The organism is Tritonibacter aquimaris, assembly GCF_009617595.1.
GTDB lineage: Bacteria > Pseudomonadota > Alphaproteobacteria > Rhodobacterales > Rhodobacteraceae > Epibacterium > Epibacterium aquimaris.
On the sequence record NZ_WIXK01000003.1, the window covers coordinates 310883 to 332286 of the forward strand.

Genomic DNA, 21404 nt, shown 5'->3' on the forward strand with positions numbered 1-21404 from the left:
TTTCGCAACAAGAGCTCCCGGCATTGTATTGTTTTCTATGGGACACTCGGCAGCTTCTTCGAAGAAATGGGCATTTTTTCGAAGATTAATGCAGCAATTGCGTATTTAACGCAGAAGTCTCCACTCAATTGATGATTAAAAACTGTGCAATTTGTAAACAATGCTGCATGTGCAAAATGATCATTGCGCGCAAGGGCGAAACTATATACCAATCACATAGATAAATACGACATATCGTTACCTTTACGATGCCATCACCCTAAGGAGCCCCGAGATGAGCTTTCGCATTCAGCCCACTGCCCCGGCCCGCCCGAACCGCTGCCAATTGTTTGGTCCCGGGTCCAACACCAAACTTTTCCCTAAGATGGCGGCCTCTGCGGCGGATGTGATCAACCTCGACCTCGAAGATTCGGTTGCCCCCTCTGACAAAGACAGCGCGCGCGCCAATATTATTGAGGCGCTCAACACTGTTGATTGGGGCAATAAATACATGAGCGTGCGGATCAACGGGCTGGATACGCCCTATTGGTACCGCGATGTGGTGGATCTGCTGGAGCAGGCCGGTGATCGTCTGGATCAGATCATGATCCCCAAAGTGGGCTGCGCTGCGGATGTCTATGCGGTGGATGCGCTGGTGACGGCGATTGAGACTGCAAAGGGGCGCACAAAACCCGTGTCGTTTGAAGTGATCATCGAATCTGCGGCGGGCATTGCCCATGTGGAAGAGATCGCCGCCTCAAGCCCGCGCCTGCAAGCCATGAGCCTGGGGGCTGCGGATTTTGCCGCCTCTATGGGGATGCAGACCACCGGTATTGGTGGCACCCAGGAAAACTATTACATGCTGCGCGAAGGCCAAAAGCATTGGTCCGATCCCTGGCACTGGGCCCAGGCCGCGATTGTTGCTGCCTGCCGCACCCATGGGGTTTTGCCGGTTGATGGGCCGTTTGGTGATTTCTCTGACGATGAAGGCTATATCGCCCAGGCGAAACGCTCTGCCACCCTTGGGATGGTCGGGAAATGGGCGATCCACCCGAAACAGATCGCATTGGCCAATCAGGTGTTCACCCCTTCCGATGAGGCGGTTGCTGAGGCGCGCGAGATCCTTGCAGCGATGGAAGAAGCCAAAGCATCAGGTGCAGGTGCCACCGTATACAAAGGCCGTCTGGTGGATATTGCTTCGATCAAACAGGCCGAGGTCATCGTGGCTCAATCCGAGCTGATCGCACAAAGCAGCTGAGACTGATCCGGGGACTGCAGCCTCCCAGCTCTTTTCCTCACTACGTTTTGGCGTATTGAAATCCCCGGCCCCAAGGGGCCCGGCGCAGCCGGGCCCCGGGTGTCGCGCGCAGCGCGGCACAAATCCTTACCTGCTGTCGCGCGTAGCGCGGCACAAACCCTTACCTGCTGACGCGCGTAGCGCGGCACAAAACCTCCCCCAAAACATGCGTTTTATCCGCCACATGTCTGATGTGACCGTCTGGGAGCTCCTGCCCCGATCCGGGAACTGAGCTGCGTTCCCACTTGAATGTTTATGTTGTCTGCTGGCCTGACCGCATTCGCTGGACGCAGTCATTATAAGGTGGCGGCGCCGCCGAACGGATGGCGGGTGGGAGCCCACAGATCCCACAGAACAGATATCTTTTCTCCCCCCACAACGGGGGGCCAACTCCAGGTGGATTGAATTGCCACATTCAATCCGGTGATCGATCCCGCACAGGCTAACAAAGGCGATTTAACAGACCCTCAGCGGGGCGCGCGCGCCCTGCGCAACACTCGGTTAAGCCGTTGAAATAAAACACATCAACCGTTGCATCCTATGTGCGCAGATCCTTGGGCGTGCCCATGACCACATAGGAGGTGATCGAGGTGACATAGGGCGCGGTGCCCAAAACATCGGTGTGGAATTTTTTGTAGCTCGGCAGATCGGCGCATTCGACTCGCACCAGATATTCGATGGTGCCGGTGATATTGTGGCATTCCACCACTTCGGGGGCCACCTCCATCGCGCGTTCAAAGGCTTGCTGCGCGTCTTTGTTATGCACCCCAAGCCCAACGCCGATATAGCTGACAAACCCCGCGCCAAGCTTGCTGCGATCCAGCACCGCACGGTAGCCGCTGATGACGCCCGCGCGCTCCAGCTCTTGCACCCGGCGCAGACAGGCCGAGGGCGACAGCCCCACCCGCTCTGCCAGCTCAAGGTTAGAGATCCGCCCATCGCGGGACAGGACCTGCAATATCTGTTGGTTTATGCGATCAATCTTCGTCATTTGTTGCAATATTTGACGCATTTTGCAGTAAAACACAATTTCATTTGGTGAAGCCTCGCTCAATATTGCGCAATGACTTATGAAATATTCCTCGCCCTTGCGGGTTTTGCGCTCAGCACTGTGATCTCTCCCGGACCCAACAATCTGATGTTGATGGCCTCGGGGGCCAATTTTGGCTTTCGCCGCACCATTCCACATATGCTGGGGGTTGGGCTTGGCTTTCCGCTGATGCTAGTGCCTGTAGGGCTTGGGGTGATGCAGCTGTTTGAGCTGTTTCCGGTGCTGACCCAGGTGATGACCGTGGTCTCGGTTGCTTATATGCTGTGGCTGGCGTGGAAGGTGGCCAATGCCTCTGCCCCCGGTGAAGGCAGCGCCCGGTCCACTCCGATGACATTTCTGCAGGCGGCGGCGTTTCAATGGGTCAACCCCAAGGCCTGGACCATGGCGCTGGGGGCGGTGACGCTTTATGCCACCGATCGCACCCTGGCGGCGGTGCTGTGGGTTGCGGGGACCTATGTGTTGATGGGCTGTATTTCCACCACCACCTGGACGGTGCTGGGCCAGCAATTGCGCCGCATCCTGACCAACCCCACCCGACTGCGCCTGTTCAACTGGTCGATGGCGGCGATGCTGCTGGGATCATTGCTGGCGGTGTTTTGGGTGTAAGCACGGCGTGGCAGAAACCGCATGGGCGGGTGCATTAGCCAATAAGTTCCACATGGGTTCTGGTGAGGCCAAGCCCGTCAAACGCGGTTACGCAGATCTGATGGCCCGCAAACAGATCTGCGTCCGCGTAGTAAAATTCAAGCGTCTCGCCCGCCAGGCTGATGGTGTGCAGGCTGAGCTTTGCCTCAAACTGCTGCGCCGTGAGCACCGGGTTTGACACATCATGCAGGCTGCCGTCCGCCTGTTGTTCGCTGTAGCAACGCCAGGTTTCATTGTAGCTCTGCAGCAAGCCATCAGAGGCCGTGGCCAGCATCCGCATCTGCACGTCTTCGATGGACTGGAGAAGCTCACGCGCAATGTTCAGAACCTCTGTCATTTCACCCCCATCCGGATCAATGCGCAGCGCGACCGGCAGATCCTGATGGGTAAAGGAGGTTTGCAAAACAGCATCGTTCTGAGGGTCGGGGCTGAGCCTTGCCAATATTTGATCAGCTGTCGCGGTCACATCAAATTCCGTTTTGTTTTTTGCTGCAAACAGCCGTTTCAAAAGGTGCCACGGGGCACAAATCCACCCGTGTTTGTAGGCAGGTTAAAAGTGGCAAACCCCGCAGGTCAACAGCTGGAGAGCCCCGTTAAGAAAGCTTCATTTATGATGGTTTTACATTTTGATGGCCCGCGACCACCCCATATTGCAGATCGCAAATGTTCCCTTTATGTTCTAATTCGCTGGATCAAAAACACACAGGTATCAATTCACCATGCGGCAGTCTCTCAGAGCCAAAGCAATCGACATCTGCAACAAAAAGATCACCCAGAAAGGTGAGAGTGTCGGCCTGTCATTTTATGCGTTTTTTGCGAATAAAAATGACGATCCCGCGCTTCTCATGGAGGCTGCTGAATGGTGGATCAAGACGCATGAATTGGATCATTTCGAAAAAGCCTTAAAGATCAGAGACATGATCCGTTCGGGCGTTTGAAGCACCAAGGTTGACCAGCCCGCCCGTTTGCTATCCGTGAGTACATTTTGGGACATGGAACAGAGCGACCGCAGCTTTGCGCATCCGGTGTGGTGAGGTTAATCATTTAAGGTAAAGCATATTGGCGGCGACTTTGGCGCGGGGCAGCGTGTCTCGCAGGCAGTTTTTTCCGCCGACAGATCTGGGGGTTACCCGAGTGGCCCGCCTTATGAACATCCTGATGCAGAGGGGCAGCAGCGTTTAAGATCGGTGCTCCCATTGCAGCAGTCTTCCATCAAAAAAGTAATCAGCGCACCCAGGGTGGCAAAATTGACGCGGTAATTCAGGCTGCGCGATTGCCGCTCTCGCACAACAAAGCCGGCATCTGACAGCGCTGCCAAATGAAACGACGCCCGCGACGGCGAGGCCGCAATGGTTTTGGCAATTTCGCCTGCATTCAGACCTGCGGGACCAGCCTCAACCAATGCCCGAATGACGCGCAGCCGGTCGGAGTTGGACAGAACCCCAAACAGCGCTGCCGCCCCCTCTTCTTTCATCACCCCGTCTTCCATAGCCGCCCTTTCAGAGTTTTTCATATCCAACCTCGCCCACATTTCAACAATACTTGAAATCAAAGCCGTGACCCCCATATTATTTCAAGAATCATTGAAATAAAAGAACTCAGATAAGGACAGTCGAGATGAACACGCTACTGGAGTTGATGACGCAACTGCAGCGCCATGATCCCAACGCCCCGCTGGTTTTTGCCACCGCAGCGGGGGAAATTGCCGCGGGCTATCACGTCACCGAATTGCGGCACTACCATGCAAAGGGTATTGATTGCGGCGGACGGATTGATACCTGGCAGGAGGCCCGACTGCAGCTGCTTGATGGCGCGGGTGAGACCCATATGCGCCTCGCCAAATTCCTAGACATCTTGGAAAAAAGCATCACTGCGCTGCCGGAACTGAAACATGCGGCGCTGCAGGTCGAGTTTGGCCACAACAACGCAGAACTGCGGTTGATGTCGCTTGAGGCTCTCACATTGCAGCGGGGGCGGGTTGTATTGCAGCTGGGGGAAACGCGCGCGCTTTGTAAACCGGCACAGCAGAAAAATGCGGCACGGGACAATAGCTGCTGTCGTGATGCGGAAGCGTTTGCGCGGGTCAGCTCCTGTTGCGTACCAAACGGCGCGCGCAGGCCAACAGCGCAATGTTGCGCCTGAACAGCCGTAAACCTGAGACAGCGCGCCGAAAGGCCCCGCCAAGCAGGGCCTTTCAGTGTTTTAGCCCAGCTTGCGATCTGCCAGCGGGATACAGATCCGGGTCAGCAGGTCTTCGGGGGCGGTTTCAGAGGGGGAGTTCACATAGAGCTCGTAGGGGGGCGCGTCGCGCAGCTCTTCGCCTGATTGGGCGAGCCATGTGCTGTAGAAGAATTTATAGGCCGCATGCAGCCCCGCATAAGGCCCTTTGAACAGTAGAACCGCCGTGCGCCCCCCTGTGAGATGATCCAGCTGGAGCGGGGCCTCGACCGGCTGTTCTTGTTTCAGCACCAACGCGGCGGCGCTTCTGAGATCATCTGCGGCGACAGTGTCGGGATCATCGTAATAGACGCCCAGCATGCCCTCGATATTGGACCAGAGGTCACGGGTGCTGGCCAGCAGGTTGAGCTGTTCAAACACCGGTGCAATTTTGAGATAATCCCCCTGATGCGGCATCAGCGCCAGGGTGCGGTTGGGTTCGTTTTCAATGGTAATGTCATACATGAGGTTCTCTCCTGAGTTGGGCTGAGAGAGCGCGGCGCGCAGGTAGATCTGTGCGCGCGCCACTGCCATCTTGCGAAACTGGCTGGGGGGCCTGCCAAAACTGGCGCGAAAGGCGCGCGAAAAGGCAGGCACCGTGGCATATCCCGCGTGATGGGCGATGATCTCCATCGTCTGATCGCCCCGTGCCAGCGCCACAGCCGCCTGATTAAGACGAATGCGGCGGGTGGCCTGTATTGCGGTTTCCCCGGTTAGCCCGTGAAACACCCGGTGGAAGTGAAACCGCGACAGCGCCGCCACATCGGCCAGATGATCCAGCGACAGCTGATCGGGGTCGGCCTGGTGGATATAGTCGATGACCCGAGCGATGCGGCGTTCATAGGGGCTGATCCCTTGACCTTGCTGTGGCAGGGAGGGGGGACGGTGATGCGGCATCGCATGGGATCCTTTGGGGTGGGTTGCTCTCTCAAGACTTGCATGCCACGGGCGCGATTACCAAATCTTGCTGAGTTGGCGGGCATTGAGCGCGCGCTTTTATTCTGCGCGCAGCGCGTGGGCGTTGCCCCTGTGCATCTGACTGCCCCTCACGGTTTCAGCCCTTGCATCCAGCATCAGGCGGGGCGCTCCCGCATCCCCCAATTGCCCTGGCCTACGGCCAGCACCATCGGTGGATTTTGGGCGTGGCACGGAGCCTTGGCTCCGTGCCACGCCCAACCGCACAGGCGGTGTCCCGCAGGGAGACAGCCTGTGTGGGCGGGAGCACCCCGCTCACAAACACCCAAAGATGCCAACCACGCCCACTGCAATGGTTGCAATTGCCGCATCTCAAGGCCATATACCGACGCAAACCTGTGTAATGAGGCCTCTATGACCAACTATCTCGATTTCGAAAAACCCCTGGCCGAGATCGAAGGCAAAGCGGAAGAGCTGCGCGCATTGGCACGTGCCAACGACGAGATGGATGTCTCGGAAGAGGCGGCGGCGCTGGATGCCAAAGCGGAACAGCTGCTCAAAGATCTCTATGCGGATCTGACGCCCTGGCGCAAATGCCAGGTGGCGCGCCACGCAGAGCGCCCCCATTGCAAAGACTATATCGAAGAGCTTTTCACCGAATACACCCCGCTGGCAGGCGATCGCAATTTTGCCGATGACCTGGCCGTTATGGGCGGGCTTGCGCGGTTCAACGACCAGCCGGTTGTGGTGATCGGCCATGAAAAAGGCTCTGACACCAAGGGTCGCATCACCCATAACTTTGGCATGGCGCGCCCGGAGGGCTACCGCAAGGCGATCCGCCTGATGGAAATGGCCAGCCGTTTTGGCCTGCCGGTGATCACCCTGGTGGACACGGCCGGCGCCTATCCCGGCAAAGGCGCAGAAGAGCGCGGCCAATCCGAGGCGATTGCCCGTTCCACCGAGATGTGTCTGAAGATCGGCGTGCCGCTGATTTCCGTGATCATTGGTGAAGGTGGCTCTGGCGGGGCTGTGGCTTTTGCCACCGCCAACCGTGTCGCCATGCTGGAACATTCGATCTATTCGGTGATCAGCCCCGAGGGCTGCGCCTCGATCCTGTGGAAAGATGCCGAGAAAATGCGCGAGGCCGCCGAAGCGCTGCGCCTGACCGCGCAGGATCTGCGCGAGCTTGAGGTGATCGACCGCATTATCGACGAGCCCATGGGCGGTGCCCATCGTGATCGCGCCGCGACGCTTAATTCCGTGCGTGGTGCCATTTCCGAGATGCTGGAAGATCTGGGCAAACTGGATGCGGAGGCGCTGGTCAAGGACCGCCGCGCCAAATTCATCGCCATCGGCTCTAAGGGGCTGGCGGCGTAAACGACTGGAAAAGATGCGAAAAACCGGCCCGCTGTGGCCGGTTTTTTTATGGGTGGTTGGTTTTCAAGTGCCCCGGTTTTTCATGCGCGGGGCGGATTAGATGGCCCCGCCCATGCCCGCGCAAGTTCAATCAGGCTGTAATCAGTTCTGATATCTGGAATTCCGCCTCTTCCCAAAACGCGGCCTCTTCAAAGCGGGCGAACAGATCTGGCGGCAGGATTGTTTTGCGCGGGATATGTACAACCCGATCACCAACATCATGCAGACCGGGGGTGCCGAGGCGGCGGTCAAATTCCATCATATCATAGCTGGGCGGGATATTTGTGGGATCATGGCCCTCAAAATAGGGCTCATCGATGAAATCATAGATCTGTTCCAATACGGCGCGCGTGTCGCGCACAAGGCTTTCATAGCGCACCAGCATGATCCGGCTTTTGTGTTTGGAGTAGATCCCCTCTCTGAGCGCGTTCAACGCATAGCCCATCATGCCCTTGGGCCCCGCCAGAGCCTCTGATCGCGAATAGATCGTCCCACCGGGCTCAAACGAAAAAATACCCGAAAGTTCAAAAGGATGTTTTTGGGTGATGGTTTCAATACTGTCGATAATCCAGGCCGGGTTGCGCACGCAGCAGATCATGCGGAAAGCAGGATAAAGTTCACTGAGCACGGCCATTTTGGTGGTCCAGCCCCGGCTGGTGTCAAAGACGACATCGCCCGGTGCAACATCCTTGTAGTAGACATCAAAGACACCGCGCACCAGAGCTTTGCGGATGTCGTCATCAATGAACACCGCATCTTCGTGACGCATAGAGGTTTCGCGCAGCACCGCATTCACCAGATGGCTGACCGGGCTTGTCATCCCCGCGTGCATCCGGGGGTTTTGGCGCAATAATGAGGACAGCAGCGTCGATCCTGAGCGCGGCAGCCCCGAAATAAAATGCATCTTGGCGTTCACAAAACAGTCTTTCTGAAGAGGTCACTGGAAACGAACCAGGGGCCAGATGGCCCCCGGTGTTTTGGCTGGGGTGATCAGCTTTTCTTTTTGCGCCGACGGGCCACAAAGCCCATGCCTGCGATGGTTGATCCCAGCAAAGCTGCAGAGGCTGGCAGCGGCACCGGTGCGGGTTGCGATAGAAGATCCAGCGTCAGATAGGCCCCGCCCACGCGCGCCTGCCCCACAACAGAGGAGGTATTCAGGAAGGCGGAGGAGAAATAGGAGCTGCCGCCTTGGCCACCGTATGGCCCGTAATATCCTTGTTGCGCATAAGAATAGCCGTTGCTACGCGTGACAATATAGCTACCTGCTTCCCCAGAATTGCCGCCAGAGCTACCAGCTCCACCACCCCCAACTTCGTCGGCTCCAGAATAAGAAAAACCGCCACCGCCACCAAATCCACCGGAGAAGGAGCCACCTCTCCAATCCGGACCGGAATAACCTCCGTAAGCGCCATTCCCATCACCGAGCCAACCGGCTCCACCACCTCCGAAAGTATAATCAAAATACTCAGGTCCATCTTCGCCGATGTAGACAGACCGACCTGTGGAGCTCGCCCCACCAGAACCTAATCTCCCACCTTCTGCTCCGTATGCATCATATCCCGGAGCCGAAGTGTAGAAATATCCACTTCCTGAAGTACCGCCACCACCGCCCGCTATCGCGAGGTGCGCACCGCTGGAAAAATAGCTCAATCCGCCACCACCGCTGCCAACATAGCCAGAGACACCGTCTCCTCCAACGAGCACCCGGAACAGATCTCCGGCCAGCAAGTCGATTTCGCCCAATAACAGAGCCCCAAACCCTCCTCGTACATCTTCTTCTAAGAACGAGGCCCCCGCGACACCCCCATCTGCGCCGCGCAGGCGCAGCTCGTAGGTGCCGGAGGTTTCAATCGCGCCGCTTTCAACCTGTCCGGTAAACCCAAAGGTGAAGGTGGCCGCGCCTGCGGTGTTGGCACAGATAATGGCCGCGGCGGAAACGCCGCTGAGTAACAATTTCCGGATCATATCTCTCTGTCCTAAAACTATCGGGAAGGATTGGTCTTCAGCACTTCGAAATTAAGTGCAGTTTAACAGATTCAATTTTCAGAATGTCGCAAAATCAACGGCAAATAAGCGGGTCAGATTTCCGGGATATATTCGGCAGCAGCGTGACTTCGTCACAGAAAACGCCTTGCAGATTTCGATAGATGAAATCGGAAACGCATCCCGCTGGGCGACGTGAAGGGCTGGGCGACGTAAAGGAAGGGCAAGAACAATGAGCAATGTGTCACGCAGAGGATTTATTGGCGCAAGTATGGCCGGGCTGGCGCTTGCGTCTTCGGCCAAGGCGGGGGTGATCACCTCGGATATTGACGCAGGCGCGCTGCGGCCGTCAAAGACCACGCCTTTGGGCCTGTATCTGTCGCCAACTGCCGCCCATAAGGCAATGCAGCAGGATCCTGAGATCCTGTTTGTGGATGTGCGTGACCCGATTGAGATCACCTTTGTGGGCCATCCCGAGGGGCTGGACCGGATTGTACCCTTGATGGTGGCGACCCATCGGGTAGATCCGCGCAGTGGCCAGTACCGGATGGCGCAGAACCCCAATGTGGTGGCTGAATTTGAAGCTTTGCTGCGGGAAAAAGGCAAAAGCAAAGCCGATCCGCTGTTTGTCACCTGCCGTTCCGGCAGCCGCTCGGCCCATGCGGTGCGGGTGCTGATCCAGGCGGGGTTCACCAATGTGTGGAACCTCACCGAAGGGTTTGAAGGCGACACGAACGATCAGGGCGCGCGGGCATTGAACGGCTGGCGCAATGCGGGCCTGCCCTGGGGGTATCAGCTGGCACCGGGCGTGGCCTGGCAGCGTCCGGCCGGGTAACAATACGGGACCCGCCCCAATTGGGCGCAAATACCACGGGCAGATTATGCGTTTCGGGCACCAGATACGGGGGCTTTGGCGCATGTTCTGCCCACACCGGGCCGTCGGCTGTGTTGCGTGCGGGCGTCCGCAGTAGGGTCTGTCCGCCTTGATGCGACTGCGTAACTGACGCGCTTCCCCTGCCCTGAAGGCGGTGCTACACATTTCCCATAAGGGAGTGTCTGGTATGAATATTTTATACATCATGTTTGATCAGCTGCGGTTCGACTACCTGAGCTGCGCCGGGCATCCGCATCTGCACACCCCACATATTGACGGGCTGGCCGCAAAAGGCGTGCGCTTTAGCCGGGCCTATGTACAATCGCCCACCTGCGGCTCATCAAGGATGTCGAGCTATACCGGGCGCTACCCGTCAAGCCACGGGGTGCAGTTCAATGGCTACCCTCTGAAAGTGGGCGAATGGACCATGGGGGACCATCTGCGCCGCGCTGGCATGAGCTGCCATCTGATTGGCAAAACCCATATGGTTGCGGATGCCGAGGGCATGACCCGGCTGGGGCTGGCGGCGGACAGTGTGATTGGGGTGCGCCAGAGCGAATGTGGTTTTGACCCTTATGTGCGTGATGACGGGCTCTGGGGCGAAGGGCCTGCGGGGTTTTATGACCAGAAACGCAGCCCCTATAATGAATACCTGAAACAGCGCGGCTATCCCGGTGACAACCCATGGAATGATTTTGCCAATGCGGGCGTAGAAAACGGCGATATTGCTTCGGGCTGGTTCATGGTCAACGCCGACAAGCCCGCCAATATTGCCGAAGAAGACAGCGAGACCCCCTGGCTGACCACCCAGGCGATTGCCTTTATGGAGGAGCAGCGCGGCAAGGGGCCGTGGTGCGCGCATCTGAGCTATATCAAGCCCCATTGGCCCTATATCGTGCCCGCGCCCTATCACGACATGTATGGCGCGGATGACATCCTGCCGGTGGTGCGCAGTGCCGCCGAGCGTGACGATGCCCATCCGGTGTTTGCGGGCATGATGAACAATATCATTGGCAAAAGCTTCAGCCGCGATGAAGTGCGCGAAAAGGTCATTCCCGCCTATATGGGGCTGATCAAACAGGCCGATGATCAGATGGGACGCTTGTTTGCCTATCTTGAGGCCAGTGGTCGGATGGAGGACACTATGGTGGTGATCACCTCAGACCATGGCGATTATCTGGGTGATCACTGGCTGGGGGAAAAGAACCTGTTTCATGAGCCCTCGATCAAAGTGCCGCTGATTGTTTATGATCCGCGCACTTCGGCCGATGCAACGCGGGGCACAACCTGTGACGCGCTGGTGGAAAGTCTTGATCTGTTGCCAACGTTTTTGCAGTTCGCCGGTGGCGCGCCTGCGCCGCATATCCTTGAAGGGCGTGATCTGAGCCCGTGGATTGCAGGTGAAACCCCGGATTGGCGCGATTTTGCGGTGGCGGAGTTTGACTATTCCACCATGCCCCTGTGCGAGAAACTGGGCCTGAGCCCGCGCGATGCACGCCTGTTTATGGTGACGGATCAGCGCTGGAAATTCATGCACGCAGAAGGTGGCCTGCCGCCGATGTTGTTTGATCTGGAAAACGACCCGGATGAGCTGGTGGATCTGGGCCGCAGCGCCGACCATGAAGCGGTGATTGCGCTGATGTATGAACGGCTGCGCATCTGGGGCACCCGCATGTCGCAACGCACCACGGTGAGCGATGAACAGATCGCCGCGAAACGCGGCAAATCAGATCAAAAAGGCATCCTGTTGGGGGTCTATGAACCCCATGAGGTTGACCCGGAGCTGACAGAGAAAATCCGCGGCCCCGTGCCCAAGCGCCCTACCAAGGCGAGCCCGCATTGATTTCAAAATCCGACATCGTCAGCGCGCGGGCCGCGTCGCTGGCGAGATAGGCTGCGAGTTCGGCCACTTCTTCGGGCTGCACCAGTTGGTTTTGCGGATTGGATTTGGCGTAGTCTGCGCGCACCGCCTCCACGCTTTGACCGCTGGAGGCGACATCTGCATCGATGAATTTGCGCAGCATTTCGGTTTCAACCCAGGTGGGGCTGATCGACACGCAGGTGATACCATGCGCCGCCCCTTCGAGGCTGACACAGCGCCCCAGCCCCAATAGCCCCGCCTTGGACGCGCAATAAGCGGCATTTCCGGCCATGCCGGTATGGGCTGCCATTGACGCCAGATTGATGATGCGACCCCAGCCTGCGGCTTTCATATTGGGCATCACCGCGCGGATCATGCGGAAACTGCCGCTGAGATTGATGTCGATCTGATCTTGCCAGACATCATCGGGGTGGTTGATGATTTCAGCCTCATCATAAACGCCTGCGGTATTGACCAAGATATCAACGCCGCCCCGCTCTGCCACCACATTGGCCACAAATTCATCGATGCTTGGCGTGGATTGCACATCAAGCGGCAGCGCCGTGATGTGATCTGCATCTGCGCCAAGTTTTTCGGCGACAAAGCCCGCGTCTGAGGCGCGCCGTGCGCCGACAAACACTGCGGTGCCATCGCGCACCAGCCTGCGTGCGATCGCAAGCCCCATGCCGGAAAGCCCGCCCGTTACAATTGCGGTTCTGGAGGTCGCTGACATGAGAGTGGCCCTTATTGAGAGTGTTTGGAGAGGTCTGACCGGTGGGAAACCGCGCCAGTATATGTTTGCGCCCTAGCCCGCCAGAAGGCGCAGCCCGCGGGTGACATCTGAACGTACCGCAAGGCGCAGGCTGGGTTCATCCCCGGCTTTGAGCGCGGCAATGATCAAACGATGTTCTGTTGGCGGCTCGGTCCGGCGCAGACGCCCATAAAGCGCGCGCATGGTGGGGCCAAGCTGCAGCCAGACGGTTTCCGCCATCGCCAGCATCGCAGGCGCCTGTGCGCGCAAGTAAAGCGTGCGGTGAAATTCCAGATTGGTGCGGATATAGCCGACAGCATCACGTTTGGCGATCACCTCGGCCACGTTGGAATTGATCGATTGCAGACGTTCGATCAGCGCCATATGGGCACGCGGCAACGCGCGCGAGGCCAGTTCCACCTCAATCAGGGCGCGCAGGGCGGCAAGCTCTTCGATGCGTTCATTGCTGAGCTCGGGCGTAGAGACCCGGCCCGAGGACGACAGAAACAGCGCCCCTTCGGCCACCAGACGGCGCACAGATTCGCGCGCAGGCGTCATGGAGACATCAAACTCGCGGCCAATCCCGCGCAGGGTCAGCGCCGCGCCGGGCGCAATTTCGCCATGCATGATCCGCGTGCGCAGGGCGCGATAAACGCGGTCATGGGCGGCGGTGGTTGCATCGGGGCTGGTACGGGCAGTCAGGCTCATGGGGTGTCATGTGATCACAAAATCCGCGACCGTCAACCAACAATTGCCCTGCACGCCGGTATTGAGCAGTGATTGCCAGCTGTTTTCTGCCGCGTTAGGTCAAAGAGACGCCACTTCATCGGAGCCGATCATGCCAACAGCTGTTCTTTATTCCTTTCGCCGCTGCCCCTATGCGATGCGGGCCCGTCTGGGATTAAAAGCGGCCGGGCAGACGGTGGAACTGCGCGAAGTGGTGTTGCGTGACAAACCCGCGCCTTTTCTGGCGGCCTCCCCCTCGGGCACGGTGCCATGCCTTGTGACGTCGGATCTTGTTGCGCCTGGGCAGGTGATTGATGAAAGCTTTGACATCATGGAGTGGGCGCTGGCGCAATCGGACCCAGAGGGCTGGTTGAAGATGCCAGAGGCGGGCTATGATTGGATCAAACGCTGTGATGGGCCGTTTAAACATGCGCTGGACCGCACCAAATACGCCACCCGCTACCCGGATGAGGACCCTGAGGCGCATAGGCAAGAGGCCAATGCGTATCTCAGCGCGTTGAATGCGCAGATTGATGACTGGATCTTTGATCAGCCCACATTGGCGGATTTTGCCATTCTGCCTTTTGTGCGTCAGTTCGCCTTTATCGACAAAGCGCGCTTTGATGCAGAAGACTGGCCTGCGTTGCAGGGCTGGCTTGGGCGGTTTCTTACATCAAACCGGTTTGCGGATGTGATGAAGAAATACCCGCAATGGCACGAGGGCGATGCGCCGACGCTGTTTTGATCCAGCGCCGCCGTCAGTCAAACCGGTAGCGATGCAAGGCGCTGCCGTTCTGGTGCAGCCACTGGCGCGCGGGTTCATAATTGCCAAAAAGCTGCGTCACCTGATCCCAGAACGCCTGCGAATGGTTCATCTCGGCCAGATGCGCCACCTCATGGGCGGCCACATAGCGCAGCACATCCGGCGGCGCAAAGATCAGCCGCCAGGAATACATCAACGCCCCATCAGATGAGCAGGATCCCCAGCGCGACCTTGTATCGCGCAGCGTAATGCGGCTGTAATCCCGCCCAAGCTTGCGCGCGTAGTGATCTGAGGCCTCCACCAGACGATCGCGCGCCAATTCGCGCAGGTAGCGCTGCAATGTGCGCCCTGGTGCCGCCTGCGGTACTGCAACCTGATCCACATCCAACACCACCCGGCGCCCGGATGCGGCCACCACCTGACGCGGGGTGCCATCAATCGGCAGTTCAACCCCAAACCCCACCACAATCTGATCGGGCTGGCGCGCCAGATGGCTGCGGATCCAGTCTTCTTTTTCGGCGGCAAACTCCAGCGCGGCGTCCTGTTTCAACCGCTCTGGCAGGGTGAGAGTGACCCGCCCGTCCAGCGCAGACACCCTGAGCGAAATGCGCCGCGCCCGCGCCGAACGGCGCAGCGTCAGCGGAATCGGCGGATCGCCTGGCAGGTGATGGTCAGCCATTTGGGTTTCCTTGCACGGCTTGCTTGATCGCAAAGGCTTTGACAGTCTAAACCGCATATGGCAAGGCACCTGAATCGTCGATACGACTCACAGCATAATCAAGGGGACATCACATGCCCAAGGAAGAATGGGGCGTTAAGCGCGTCTGCCCGACCACCGGCAAGCGTTTTTACGACCTGAACAAAAACCCGATCGTAAGCCCTTACACAGGCGAGATCGTTGAGCTGGCCACTGGCAAGTCGCGCATGATCGAAGCAGATGCCGCGGATGCGTCTAATCCAAAGGCCAAGGAAAACATGGATACCGATGACGTCGTTCTGGATGATGACGATGACACAGTAGATGTGGATCTGGGTGATGACGTGCTCGACGAGGATGACGAGGACAATGTGTCTCTCGATGATCTGACCGACATGTCCGCGCCGGACGACGATTCCTAAGCTTCACCGCAACCGTGGTGTGCATGAGAGGAGGCTTTGGGCCTCCTCTTTGTGTTTGTGACGCCTTGCTACGGTTGAAAATTCCCACGACGGCGAACAACATCTGACAGGCAACGCCCCGCAGCGGCAGAGAAACCTCAAAAATCACAAACAAGCTGCATTTTCCACTTGCAGCGCTGCGCCTGCTCCCGTAAATCACCTCTCACACCACGCGGGCGCAACGCTTGCGGATGGGGCCTTAGCTCAGTTGGGAGAGCGCTTGCATGGCATGCAAGAGGTCAGGGGTTCGACTCCCCTAGGCTCCACCAAATCCTCCTGAAAATTGTCAGATAGTTTTGACTGCCTCGTCACAGATTTCACCTCTGGCTGCGCGACATGCGTCGCCCCCACGGCGATCTCAGTCAGCTTCCTGAAGTCCACGCTTTGCACTCGACCGGGCGGGAATTGGACTTTTGCTGCAGGCGCAGTATTTTCAAAAGAGATTTGATAAATTTGTCAATCTGTTGGAATATGCGATTGGATCTCGCTCTCGATACTTCGTTCGCGCCTATGGGCTCATCAGCTTCCTGCTCACGATTGCCCGATCGGGAATGCGCCCTTCAGCAATGAAATGCCTCATAGATCAAACGCATCGACCCTTTCGGTGCGGATTTCCAGATCCTGCATTGCCCGCTCCACCACGGCGCGCGGCAGCTCGGCCAGGCAAGGTCGTGCACCCGGCCTCAGCTGGCTCTGTTCACGCAAAAGCGCGCGACACATGACGCCAGGCACAAAGGGGCCGTGCCCTTTTTCTGCGATCAATGTCCATTTGCGGCTGAGACCACGCCCCTGCGCCTTCCCTGAGACCAAAACCTGCATACCGCCGCGATCGCTGCCGAACGGATAAAGCGCTTTTGACAGAAAATAGAGCGCTGAATAGGCGATCTCTGGCAGCTCAAATCGTTGATATTGCCTGAGTTTGGCCAGAACATGTAAGGCCCAATTCATCACCGGCAGTTCGAGCCCCGCGCGAAACATCACAGTGTTTGCACCGGTCCGCGCGGGCAGCAATGCGATATCGGGCACATCAACGCTATATCCTGCGCGCTGCACACCCGACTCCAGCTCGTAATGTTTACGCTCTGTCCATCCCTTGATCGTGCGCCAGTGTCCACCCCGCCAGACCTGATAAGGCCGCCCTACCCCACTGAGGATGCTTTTGATTACAGACATGCCACGTGGTGCCCGGTTGCCGGGCAAGATTGCAATGTCGATCAGGTCAATCTGATCGAGCCCCTGCGCCAAGTCTTCGACAATACATGACGAAAGGCCCGGCACGCTGGATGCGCCGGAGAGCACAAAAACACTGGCCGCAAGCGCAGCATCGTTTAACACGCTGATCCCTTGCGTGAACTCTGCACTGTCGGACAGGTCGAGATAGTTCCAGCCATGCGCCACACAAAGCCGCGCCAGCCGGTAAGGATCAGCGCCATAGCTTTGATACGGCCCGGCCGCGTCGATCACCACATCTGGATTAATCTCGGCCAGACCTGCTGGATCGTCGCGAAGATCAAATGCCAATGTCTCAGCGCCGATTTCCTGTGCCAGAGCGCGGCCTTTTTCAGGGCGTCGCCCCGCCAGCCAAAGCTGATGCCCATCCCGCGCCAGCATGCGCGCGGTCAAGGATCCAAAAACGCCGTAACCTCCGATGATGACCACTTTCATGACAGCACGCTCCCGACAATTTCTGCATCGTGGAACACTGCGTCCTGCCGGATCAGCTCACCAAAGATTGGATGCGCCAGCTCCAAGGTGAACCGAAACTGCCCCTCGCCCAGCTCTTCGTGGCCAACAACCAGCGCCCCCGGACAGGCCCAGTGCGGCAGCGGCAGGCGGCGGCCCAGGAGCTTCAGAAAATACCGGCTGCTGACAAAATAAAGACCGTTTGCAGTGCTTTTGAGATCAAGAGCAATGCCAATGCCAAAACCGATGTATTCTTCCAACCCGGTGGGCCCAGCAAAGCGTTTGGAGCTGCCCACCATCTGCGGAAATCCTGCGGCGCGGCCGTATTGGCGGATCCAGAACTGCCCGCCGGTCGCGGCGTCTTCGGTCACGGTGACCACAGCAGAGCGCCCCACAGAAGTACGGTCAAACGGCAGCGGCGCCCCAATAAGACGCAAGGTCAAAGCCAGCGCCCGCCCCATTGGGTTCATCCGCATCTCAGTCACGCGACCTTGATATGCAAGGCTTGCATCACCCAAAAGTCGCTTGCTGAACCTATGTTGAATGGCTTTAGGCAAACGGGCCCAGGCTTTGGCCCCCAGCAGATCCCGAAAGCGGTTATCGCGCCCCCGGGCGCCATCGCTATACGCGCTGAGTGGGCGGTTTTGGGCCGGGCGAGAGTTTTCCTTATTTGCGTGCATTCTGTTTTTTCCGTCATGAGAGAAATTGGAAGGCAAATTTTTTAGCCGCTCTTTTTACCTCCACCAAAGTTGAGCAACGACACAACCTTGGTGCCCATTTTCATCAGTTTAACCAGCTTTGACCGCGGAACCGTGAGCATATCGCAAAACCATGTGTCAGCGGTTGCCAGGAAGGTTTGCATTTCTTGCATCCGCTCCAACGCCACGGGATCCAGGCCGCTTTCCTGTTTGGCTTGTTCAACGCAGGCACGTAGGGCCTGAGTTGCGGGGTCGATCTCACGCTCTTTGCGCCCCTGGGCGATGCGGATCCCCATCTCCCAAACATCAACTTCGGCCTCATAGTGTTCACGCCGATCTCCAGGAACCGGCACACGGCGAATGAGGCGCCAGCTCACCAGTTCTTTGATCGAGTTGGACACATTTGAGCGTGCAATGCCGAGCGATTCCGCGATCTGCTCTGCATTCAAAGGCGCAGAGCTGAGATACAGCAGCGCGTGAATCTGCGCGACTGAACGGTTTACGCCCCATTGATTGCCCATATCCCCCCAGTACAGGATGAACTGGCTGGCAGCGGTTGATTTTGTTATGTCGATAGTTTCTGTCATGACAGAAATATCAGACAAGACCAAAAATAAATCAAGACCCAAACAGACCTAGCTACAAATAAATGGATGTACAGACGCTTTGCCGATACCCGCATAGCCGCCGAAGTCGTAGTGCTTTCTTGCCCGCCAGCACCAATCGGCCCTCGATAAAAGCGGTCATTGGCGCAATCGCAGCGAAAGATCGCTTTATCCGCTTACCAGATATTTCCACGGCCATTTTCGAACGACCGCTGTGGCTGGGCCAAACACATAAAGTCACTCATCAATCGAAACCCGCATACTTAGGAGGTGGTACCAGCATTTGTCGCAATCCGAGAAGCAGGCTTATGTGACCAATCAGGTAGATTTCGGTCTTCAACAGATTTTCGCTACGCTGCATTTGAAGAATAGATTTCGACGCAGAAGGCAAATCTATGCGCCATCATTCTGGCAATTCATTGATTTAATTTATAAAAACGTCAATTGTCGGTGATGCGCGCCGAGAGATTGCGAAAGCCTTCAACATTTTCCGCAATACAAGCTGTCAATAAGCGTTGCTGCAGAACTCTGATTTCGGAAGCTTCACATCAGCAATCCATACGCTTTCATGGCTTGCACGCACAGCCCCCACACACCGCTATCGCGTGCCACAGGCAGGTCTCCCGCCCCCGACCGCCGAAAGGATCTGCGCCAGCAGTAGGCGACGATAGACAGGGGTGAGATTGGGTAAGACAGGGTAAGACGGGGGGCTTTCATGCGGCCGGGTTTATTGATCGAGACTTGCGACACAATGCCCATAGTGTCACGGAAGAAAGGCCGCTAGGCTTTGCGCCAGTCTTTACGGCAGGGTTTGGTTTTTGGGGGAACGATGAACGGGAGGGGTGCCCTGCGGCTATTATTGGCCCTGACCATGCTCGTCAGCGTGTTCCTGCGTCCGCCGGGCACCATGCTGGTGCTTGATGGCGACACCATCACATATGAACTGTGCACCGGTGGCGAGACCATGTCTGTCACGGTGGCACTTGACGGGGACACTCAGGAAACGCTCGATCTGAGCTGTGACTTCTTCGCAGCACAGATTGCTGCCCTGCCGCTTCTCGCCCCTGATGTGACCCCAATTGATGCCGCGGCAACCCAACTTGCCCAAACCTTTGCGCCATCGACGCCCACCGCCCAGATCGGCTGGCTGTCCTATTCATCCCGCGCCCCACCCTTTGTGAGCTGACTTCGACTGAACCCGAAATCAACTTACTCAGGACGACTAGAATGATCCTTTTCACACAGGCCGCGCGGTTTGCCGCGGCTGCCACGCTTGCCTTGTCACTGGCAACTGCCCCGGCTCAGGCCGAAACTTCGCTGACCGTCGCCGTCAAACGCGACCGGTATTCGGTGGCCGAAGACAAGTTCACCTTCACCACCCGTCGCCCGGCGGCGCAGATCGTCGAGACCGCCGTGCAGCCAGATAAAAACTTCCTGCCCAGCCCGTTGTTGTTTGAAGACTGGGACTACGCGGACGGCAAATACACTGTGACACTGCGCGAAGGCGTGACCTTTTCCGATGGCACCGCGTTCAACGCCGACAGCGCCATCGCCTCTCTAAAACTTTATGATCAGGGCAAGTCCGACTTCCTGCAGATCGACCAAGAGAGTTTTGAAAAGCTCGGCGACTACAGCATTAGCTTTGCCTCTGAGAAGGGGTCGGCACTGGTGATCGAGAACATGACCCACCGGGGCACATCGCTGTTTGGCCCATCGGCCGACCGCGCGGACAATCCGGTCGGCACCGGCCCTTACCTGCTAGACAGCTATGACCCCAAAAGCCAGATCACCGTGGTGCGCAACCCTGACTACTGGGGCGATGCGCCCAGCGTTGATCGGCTGACCTTCAGGTTCATCAACGACGACAACGCCCGCTTGCTGGCGCTGCAAAACGGCGAGATTGACGTGATCGGAGAGGTCACACCACAGATGATGCTGTCGATGCCGCAGGATGGCTCGGTTGTGCTGCATGAAAGCCGCCCGATCCGCTATGTTGCACTGCTTGCCAACCTCAATGGCGCGGCACCGTTCGATATAATTCAGGACTATAAGGTCCGCGAGGCGCTGGCCTGGTCGATCGACCGCGAGACCATCGCCAAGATCCTATTTGACGGGCGCGGCGTACCTGCCAAAGGCATCTTGCCCGGCTGGATGTTCAATCTTGGCGAAGACCACACCGATGGTTTCGGGTTTAACCCCGCAAAGGCAGCGGCCCTGTTTGACGAGGCCGGTTGGACCATGGGCGCGGATGGTGTGCGTGAGAAAGACGGGCGCAAACTGTCGCTGCGTCTGGTTGCAGCCTATCCCAACGTAGCGACGGTCAAACCGATGCCAGAAATGCTGGATCAGATGTTTGCCGACGTGGGTGTCGAAATCGACCTGATCGAGGTGGATGACAGCGGTGTCTATGGCTCGACCTACCTCGATACCGGCGCGGCGGATCTGTATATGGAGTTCGCATCCAACAATAACACCGATCCGACCTACCTGCTGTACAACCTATTCACTTCGGTTACGGCTTGGGGCGGCTACAAGTTCACCGCGCCGGGGTCGCATGTCGACAAAATGTTGCTGGATGCCCGTGAGGCACAGACCCGTGAAGAGGTGGTGGATCTTGTGCGCCAGGCGCATCGGGCCATCGTACAGGACGACCTTGCCGCCATCCCGGTCTTGATGGTGCCAAACTTCACCCTGTCGCGTCCCGGCATCACGGTGCCAATGTCGGAATATGCCGACTGGATCAACTACGGCAACGTACAATTCACCAAGTAATCTGCGGAAC

Annotated in this window: 23 protein-coding genes and 1 tRNA gene; 12 read left to right on the forward strand and 12 right to left on the reverse strand. The window is 57.7% G+C overall.

The features are described from left to right. Nucleotides 1-274: 274 nt before the first annotated feature. Nucleotides 275-1237 (forward strand): L-malyl-CoA/beta-methylmalyl-CoA lyase, encoded by a 963-nt coding sequence (locus GG681_RS07505; protein WP_153546682.1) that lies wholly within the window; start codon nt 275-277, stop codon nt 1235-1237. A gap of 577 nt (nt 1238-1814) precedes the next feature. Here the strand turns inward: GG681_RS07505 and GG681_RS07510 are convergent. Beyond that, nucleotides 1815-2267, reverse strand: coding sequence for an Lrp/AsnC family transcriptional regulator (locus GG681_RS07510; RefSeq protein WP_153546684.1), 453 nt, complete (start codon nt 2265-2267; stop codon nt 1815-1817). 72 nt (nt 2268-2339) lie between these two features. Between GG681_RS07510 and GG681_RS07515 the strand changes: the two genes are divergently transcribed. After that, nucleotides 2340-2933 carry a LysE family translocator gene (locus tag GG681_RS07515; protein WP_153546686.1) on the forward strand — a complete coding sequence of 198 codons (594 nt, stop codon included), beginning with the start codon at nt 2340-2342 and terminating at the stop codon, nt 2931-2933. A gap of 34 nt (nt 2934-2967) precedes the next feature. Here the strand turns inward: GG681_RS07515 and GG681_RS07520 are convergent, their stop codons facing one another. After that, nucleotides 2968-3438, reverse strand: a complete 471-nt coding sequence (locus tag GG681_RS07520; RefSeq protein WP_194287156.1) for a DUF2262 domain-containing protein — start codon at nt 3436-3438, stop codon at nt 2968-2970. A gap of 253 nt (nt 3439-3691) precedes the next feature. Here GG681_RS07520 and GG681_RS07525 point away from each other — a divergent pair, with 253 nt between their 5' ends. Continuing rightward, nucleotides 3692-3910 carry a DUF6500 family protein gene (locus GG681_RS07525; protein ID WP_153546690.1) on the forward strand — a complete coding sequence of 73 codons (219 nt, stop codon included), beginning with the start codon at nt 3692-3694 and terminating at the stop codon, nt 3908-3910. A 206-nt stretch (nt 3911-4116) separates the two neighbouring features. On the opposite strand, the gene GG681_RS07530 is transcribed toward GG681_RS07525, so the two are convergent. Then, nucleotides 4117-4485, reverse strand: coding sequence for an ArsR/SmtB family transcription factor (locus GG681_RS07530; protein ID WP_214645135.1), 369 nt, complete (start codon nt 4483-4485; stop codon nt 4117-4119). Nucleotides 4486-4589: 104 nt separating this feature from the next. On the opposite strand from GG681_RS07530, the gene GG681_RS07535 reads away from it, so the two are divergent. Beyond that, nucleotides 4590-5114, forward strand: a complete 525-nt coding sequence (locus GG681_RS07535) for a DUF6428 family protein (RefSeq protein WP_153546692.1) — start codon at nt 4590-4592, stop codon at nt 5112-5114. Nucleotides 5115-5174: 60 nt separating this feature from the next. Here GG681_RS07535 and GG681_RS07540 read toward each other — a convergent pair whose 3' ends face one another. After that, the gene (locus GG681_RS07540) at nt 5175-6086 is read right to left on the reverse strand and encodes an AraC family transcriptional regulator (RefSeq protein WP_153546694.1); all 912 of its coding nucleotides are present in this window, start codon (nt 6084-6086) and stop codon (nt 5175-5177) included. A gap of 432 nt (nt 6087-6518) precedes the next feature. Between GG681_RS07540 and GG681_RS07545 the strand changes: the two genes are divergently transcribed. Beyond that, nucleotides 6519-7481 carry an acetyl-CoA carboxylase carboxyltransferase subunit alpha gene (locus GG681_RS07545; RefSeq protein WP_153546696.1) on the forward strand — a complete coding sequence of 321 codons (963 nt, stop codon included), beginning with the start codon at nt 6519-6521 and terminating at the stop codon, nt 7479-7481. A gap of 130 nt (nt 7482-7611) precedes the next feature. On the opposite strand, the gene GG681_RS07550 is transcribed toward GG681_RS07545, so the two are convergent. Together GG681_RS07550 and GG681_RS07555 are read right to left on the reverse strand one after the other, a co-directional pair. Then, nucleotides 7612-8436: a sulfotransferase gene (locus GG681_RS07550; protein WP_214645136.1), complete on the reverse strand. Its 825-nt coding sequence runs from the start codon at nt 8434-8436 to the stop codon at nt 7612-7614. 74 nt (nt 8437-8510) lie between these two features. Further along, a complete protein-coding gene (locus GG681_RS07555; RefSeq protein WP_153546701.1) occupies nt 8511-9485 on the reverse strand; it encodes a VPLPA-CTERM sorting domain-containing protein in 975 nt (324 codons plus the stop codon). Between the two features lie 250 nt (nt 9486-9735). Here GG681_RS07555 and GG681_RS07560 point away from each other — a divergent pair, with 250 nt between their 5' ends. Then, on the forward strand, nt 9736-10338 hold the full coding sequence (locus tag GG681_RS07560; RefSeq protein ID WP_153546703.1) for a rhodanese-like domain-containing protein: 603 nt from the start codon (nt 9736-9738) through the stop codon (nt 10336-10338). 226 nt (nt 10339-10564) lie between these two features. After that, entirely contained in the window at nt 10565-12220 is a 1656-nt protein-coding gene (locus GG681_RS07565) for a sulfatase-like hydrolase/transferase (protein WP_153546705.1), read from the forward strand. On the opposite strand, the gene GG681_RS07570 is transcribed toward GG681_RS07565, so the two are convergent. Both GG681_RS07570 and GG681_RS07575 read right to left on the reverse strand, forming a co-directional pair. Then, nucleotides 12198-12971: an SDR family NAD(P)-dependent oxidoreductase gene (locus tag GG681_RS07570; protein WP_153546708.1), complete on the reverse strand. Its 774-nt coding sequence runs from the start codon at nt 12969-12971 to the stop codon at nt 12198-12200. The two genes, GG681_RS07565 and GG681_RS07570, sit on opposite strands and share 23 nt — an antisense overlap. A 72-nt stretch (nt 12972-13043) precedes the next feature. Continuing rightward, complete coding sequence (locus tag GG681_RS07575; RefSeq protein WP_153546710.1) at nt 13044-13697, reverse strand: GntR family transcriptional regulator; 654 nt, start codon at nt 13695-13697, stop codon at nt 13044-13046. A gap of 130 nt (nt 13698-13827) precedes the next feature. Between GG681_RS07575 and GG681_RS07580 the strand changes: the two genes are divergently transcribed. After that, on the forward strand, nt 13828-14460 hold the full coding sequence (locus GG681_RS07580) for a glutathione S-transferase (protein ID WP_153546712.1): 633 nt from the start codon (nt 13828-13830) through the stop codon (nt 14458-14460). A gap of 13 nt (nt 14461-14473) precedes the next feature. On the opposite strand, the gene GG681_RS07585 is transcribed toward GG681_RS07580, so the two are convergent. Next, nucleotides 14474-15157, reverse strand: coding sequence for a M48 family metallopeptidase (locus GG681_RS07585; RefSeq protein WP_153546715.1), 684 nt, complete (start codon nt 15155-15157; stop codon nt 14474-14476). A 113-nt stretch (nt 15158-15270) separates the two neighbouring features. Between GG681_RS07585 and GG681_RS07590 the strand changes: the two genes are divergently transcribed. Both GG681_RS07590 and GG681_RS07595 read left to right on the forward strand, forming a co-directional pair. Continuing rightward, a complete protein-coding gene (locus GG681_RS07590; protein ID WP_153546718.1) occupies nt 15271-15597 on the forward strand; it encodes a TIGR02300 family protein in 327 nt (108 codons plus the stop codon). Nucleotides 15598-15829: 232 nt separating this feature from the next. Further along, a tRNA-Ala gene (locus GG681_RS07595) sits at nt 15830-15905 on the forward strand. 307 nt (nt 15906-16212) lie between these two features. Here GG681_RS07595 and GG681_RS07600 read toward each other — a convergent pair. Genes GG681_RS07600 through GG681_RS07610 form a run of 3 tightly spaced genes read right to left on the reverse strand, consistent with a single transcriptional unit; the run spans nt 16213 to nt 18604 of the window. After that, nucleotides 16213-17301: a saccharopine dehydrogenase family protein gene (locus tag GG681_RS07600; RefSeq protein WP_153546720.1), complete on the reverse strand. Its 1089-nt coding sequence runs from the start codon at nt 17299-17301 to the stop codon at nt 16213-16215. Further along, the gene (locus tag GG681_RS07605; RefSeq protein ID WP_153546722.1) at nt 17298-17999 is read right to left on the reverse strand and encodes a DUF4166 domain-containing protein; all 702 of its coding nucleotides are present in this window, start codon (nt 17997-17999) and stop codon (nt 17298-17300) included. Before GG681_RS07605 ends, GG681_RS07600 begins: the two co-directional genes overlap by 4 nt. 41 nt (nt 18000-18040) lie before the next feature. Then, entirely contained in the window at nt 18041-18604 is a 564-nt protein-coding gene (locus GG681_RS07610; protein WP_153546723.1) for a GbsR/MarR family transcriptional regulator, read from the reverse strand. A gap of 847 nt (nt 18605-19451) precedes the next feature. Here GG681_RS07610 and GG681_RS07615 point away from each other — a divergent pair. Together GG681_RS07615 and GG681_RS07620 are read left to right on the forward strand one after the other, a co-directional pair. Then, the gene (locus GG681_RS07615; protein ID WP_153546725.1) at nt 19452-19808 is read left to right on the forward strand and encodes a hypothetical protein; all 357 of its coding nucleotides are present in this window, start codon (nt 19452-19454) and stop codon (nt 19806-19808) included. A gap of 41 nt (nt 19809-19849) precedes the next feature. Next, nucleotides 19850-21394 (forward strand): ABC transporter substrate-binding protein, encoded by a 1545-nt coding sequence (locus tag GG681_RS07620; protein ID WP_153546727.1) that lies wholly within the window; start codon nt 19850-19852, stop codon nt 21392-21394. Nucleotides 21395-21404: the final 10 nt, after the last annotated feature.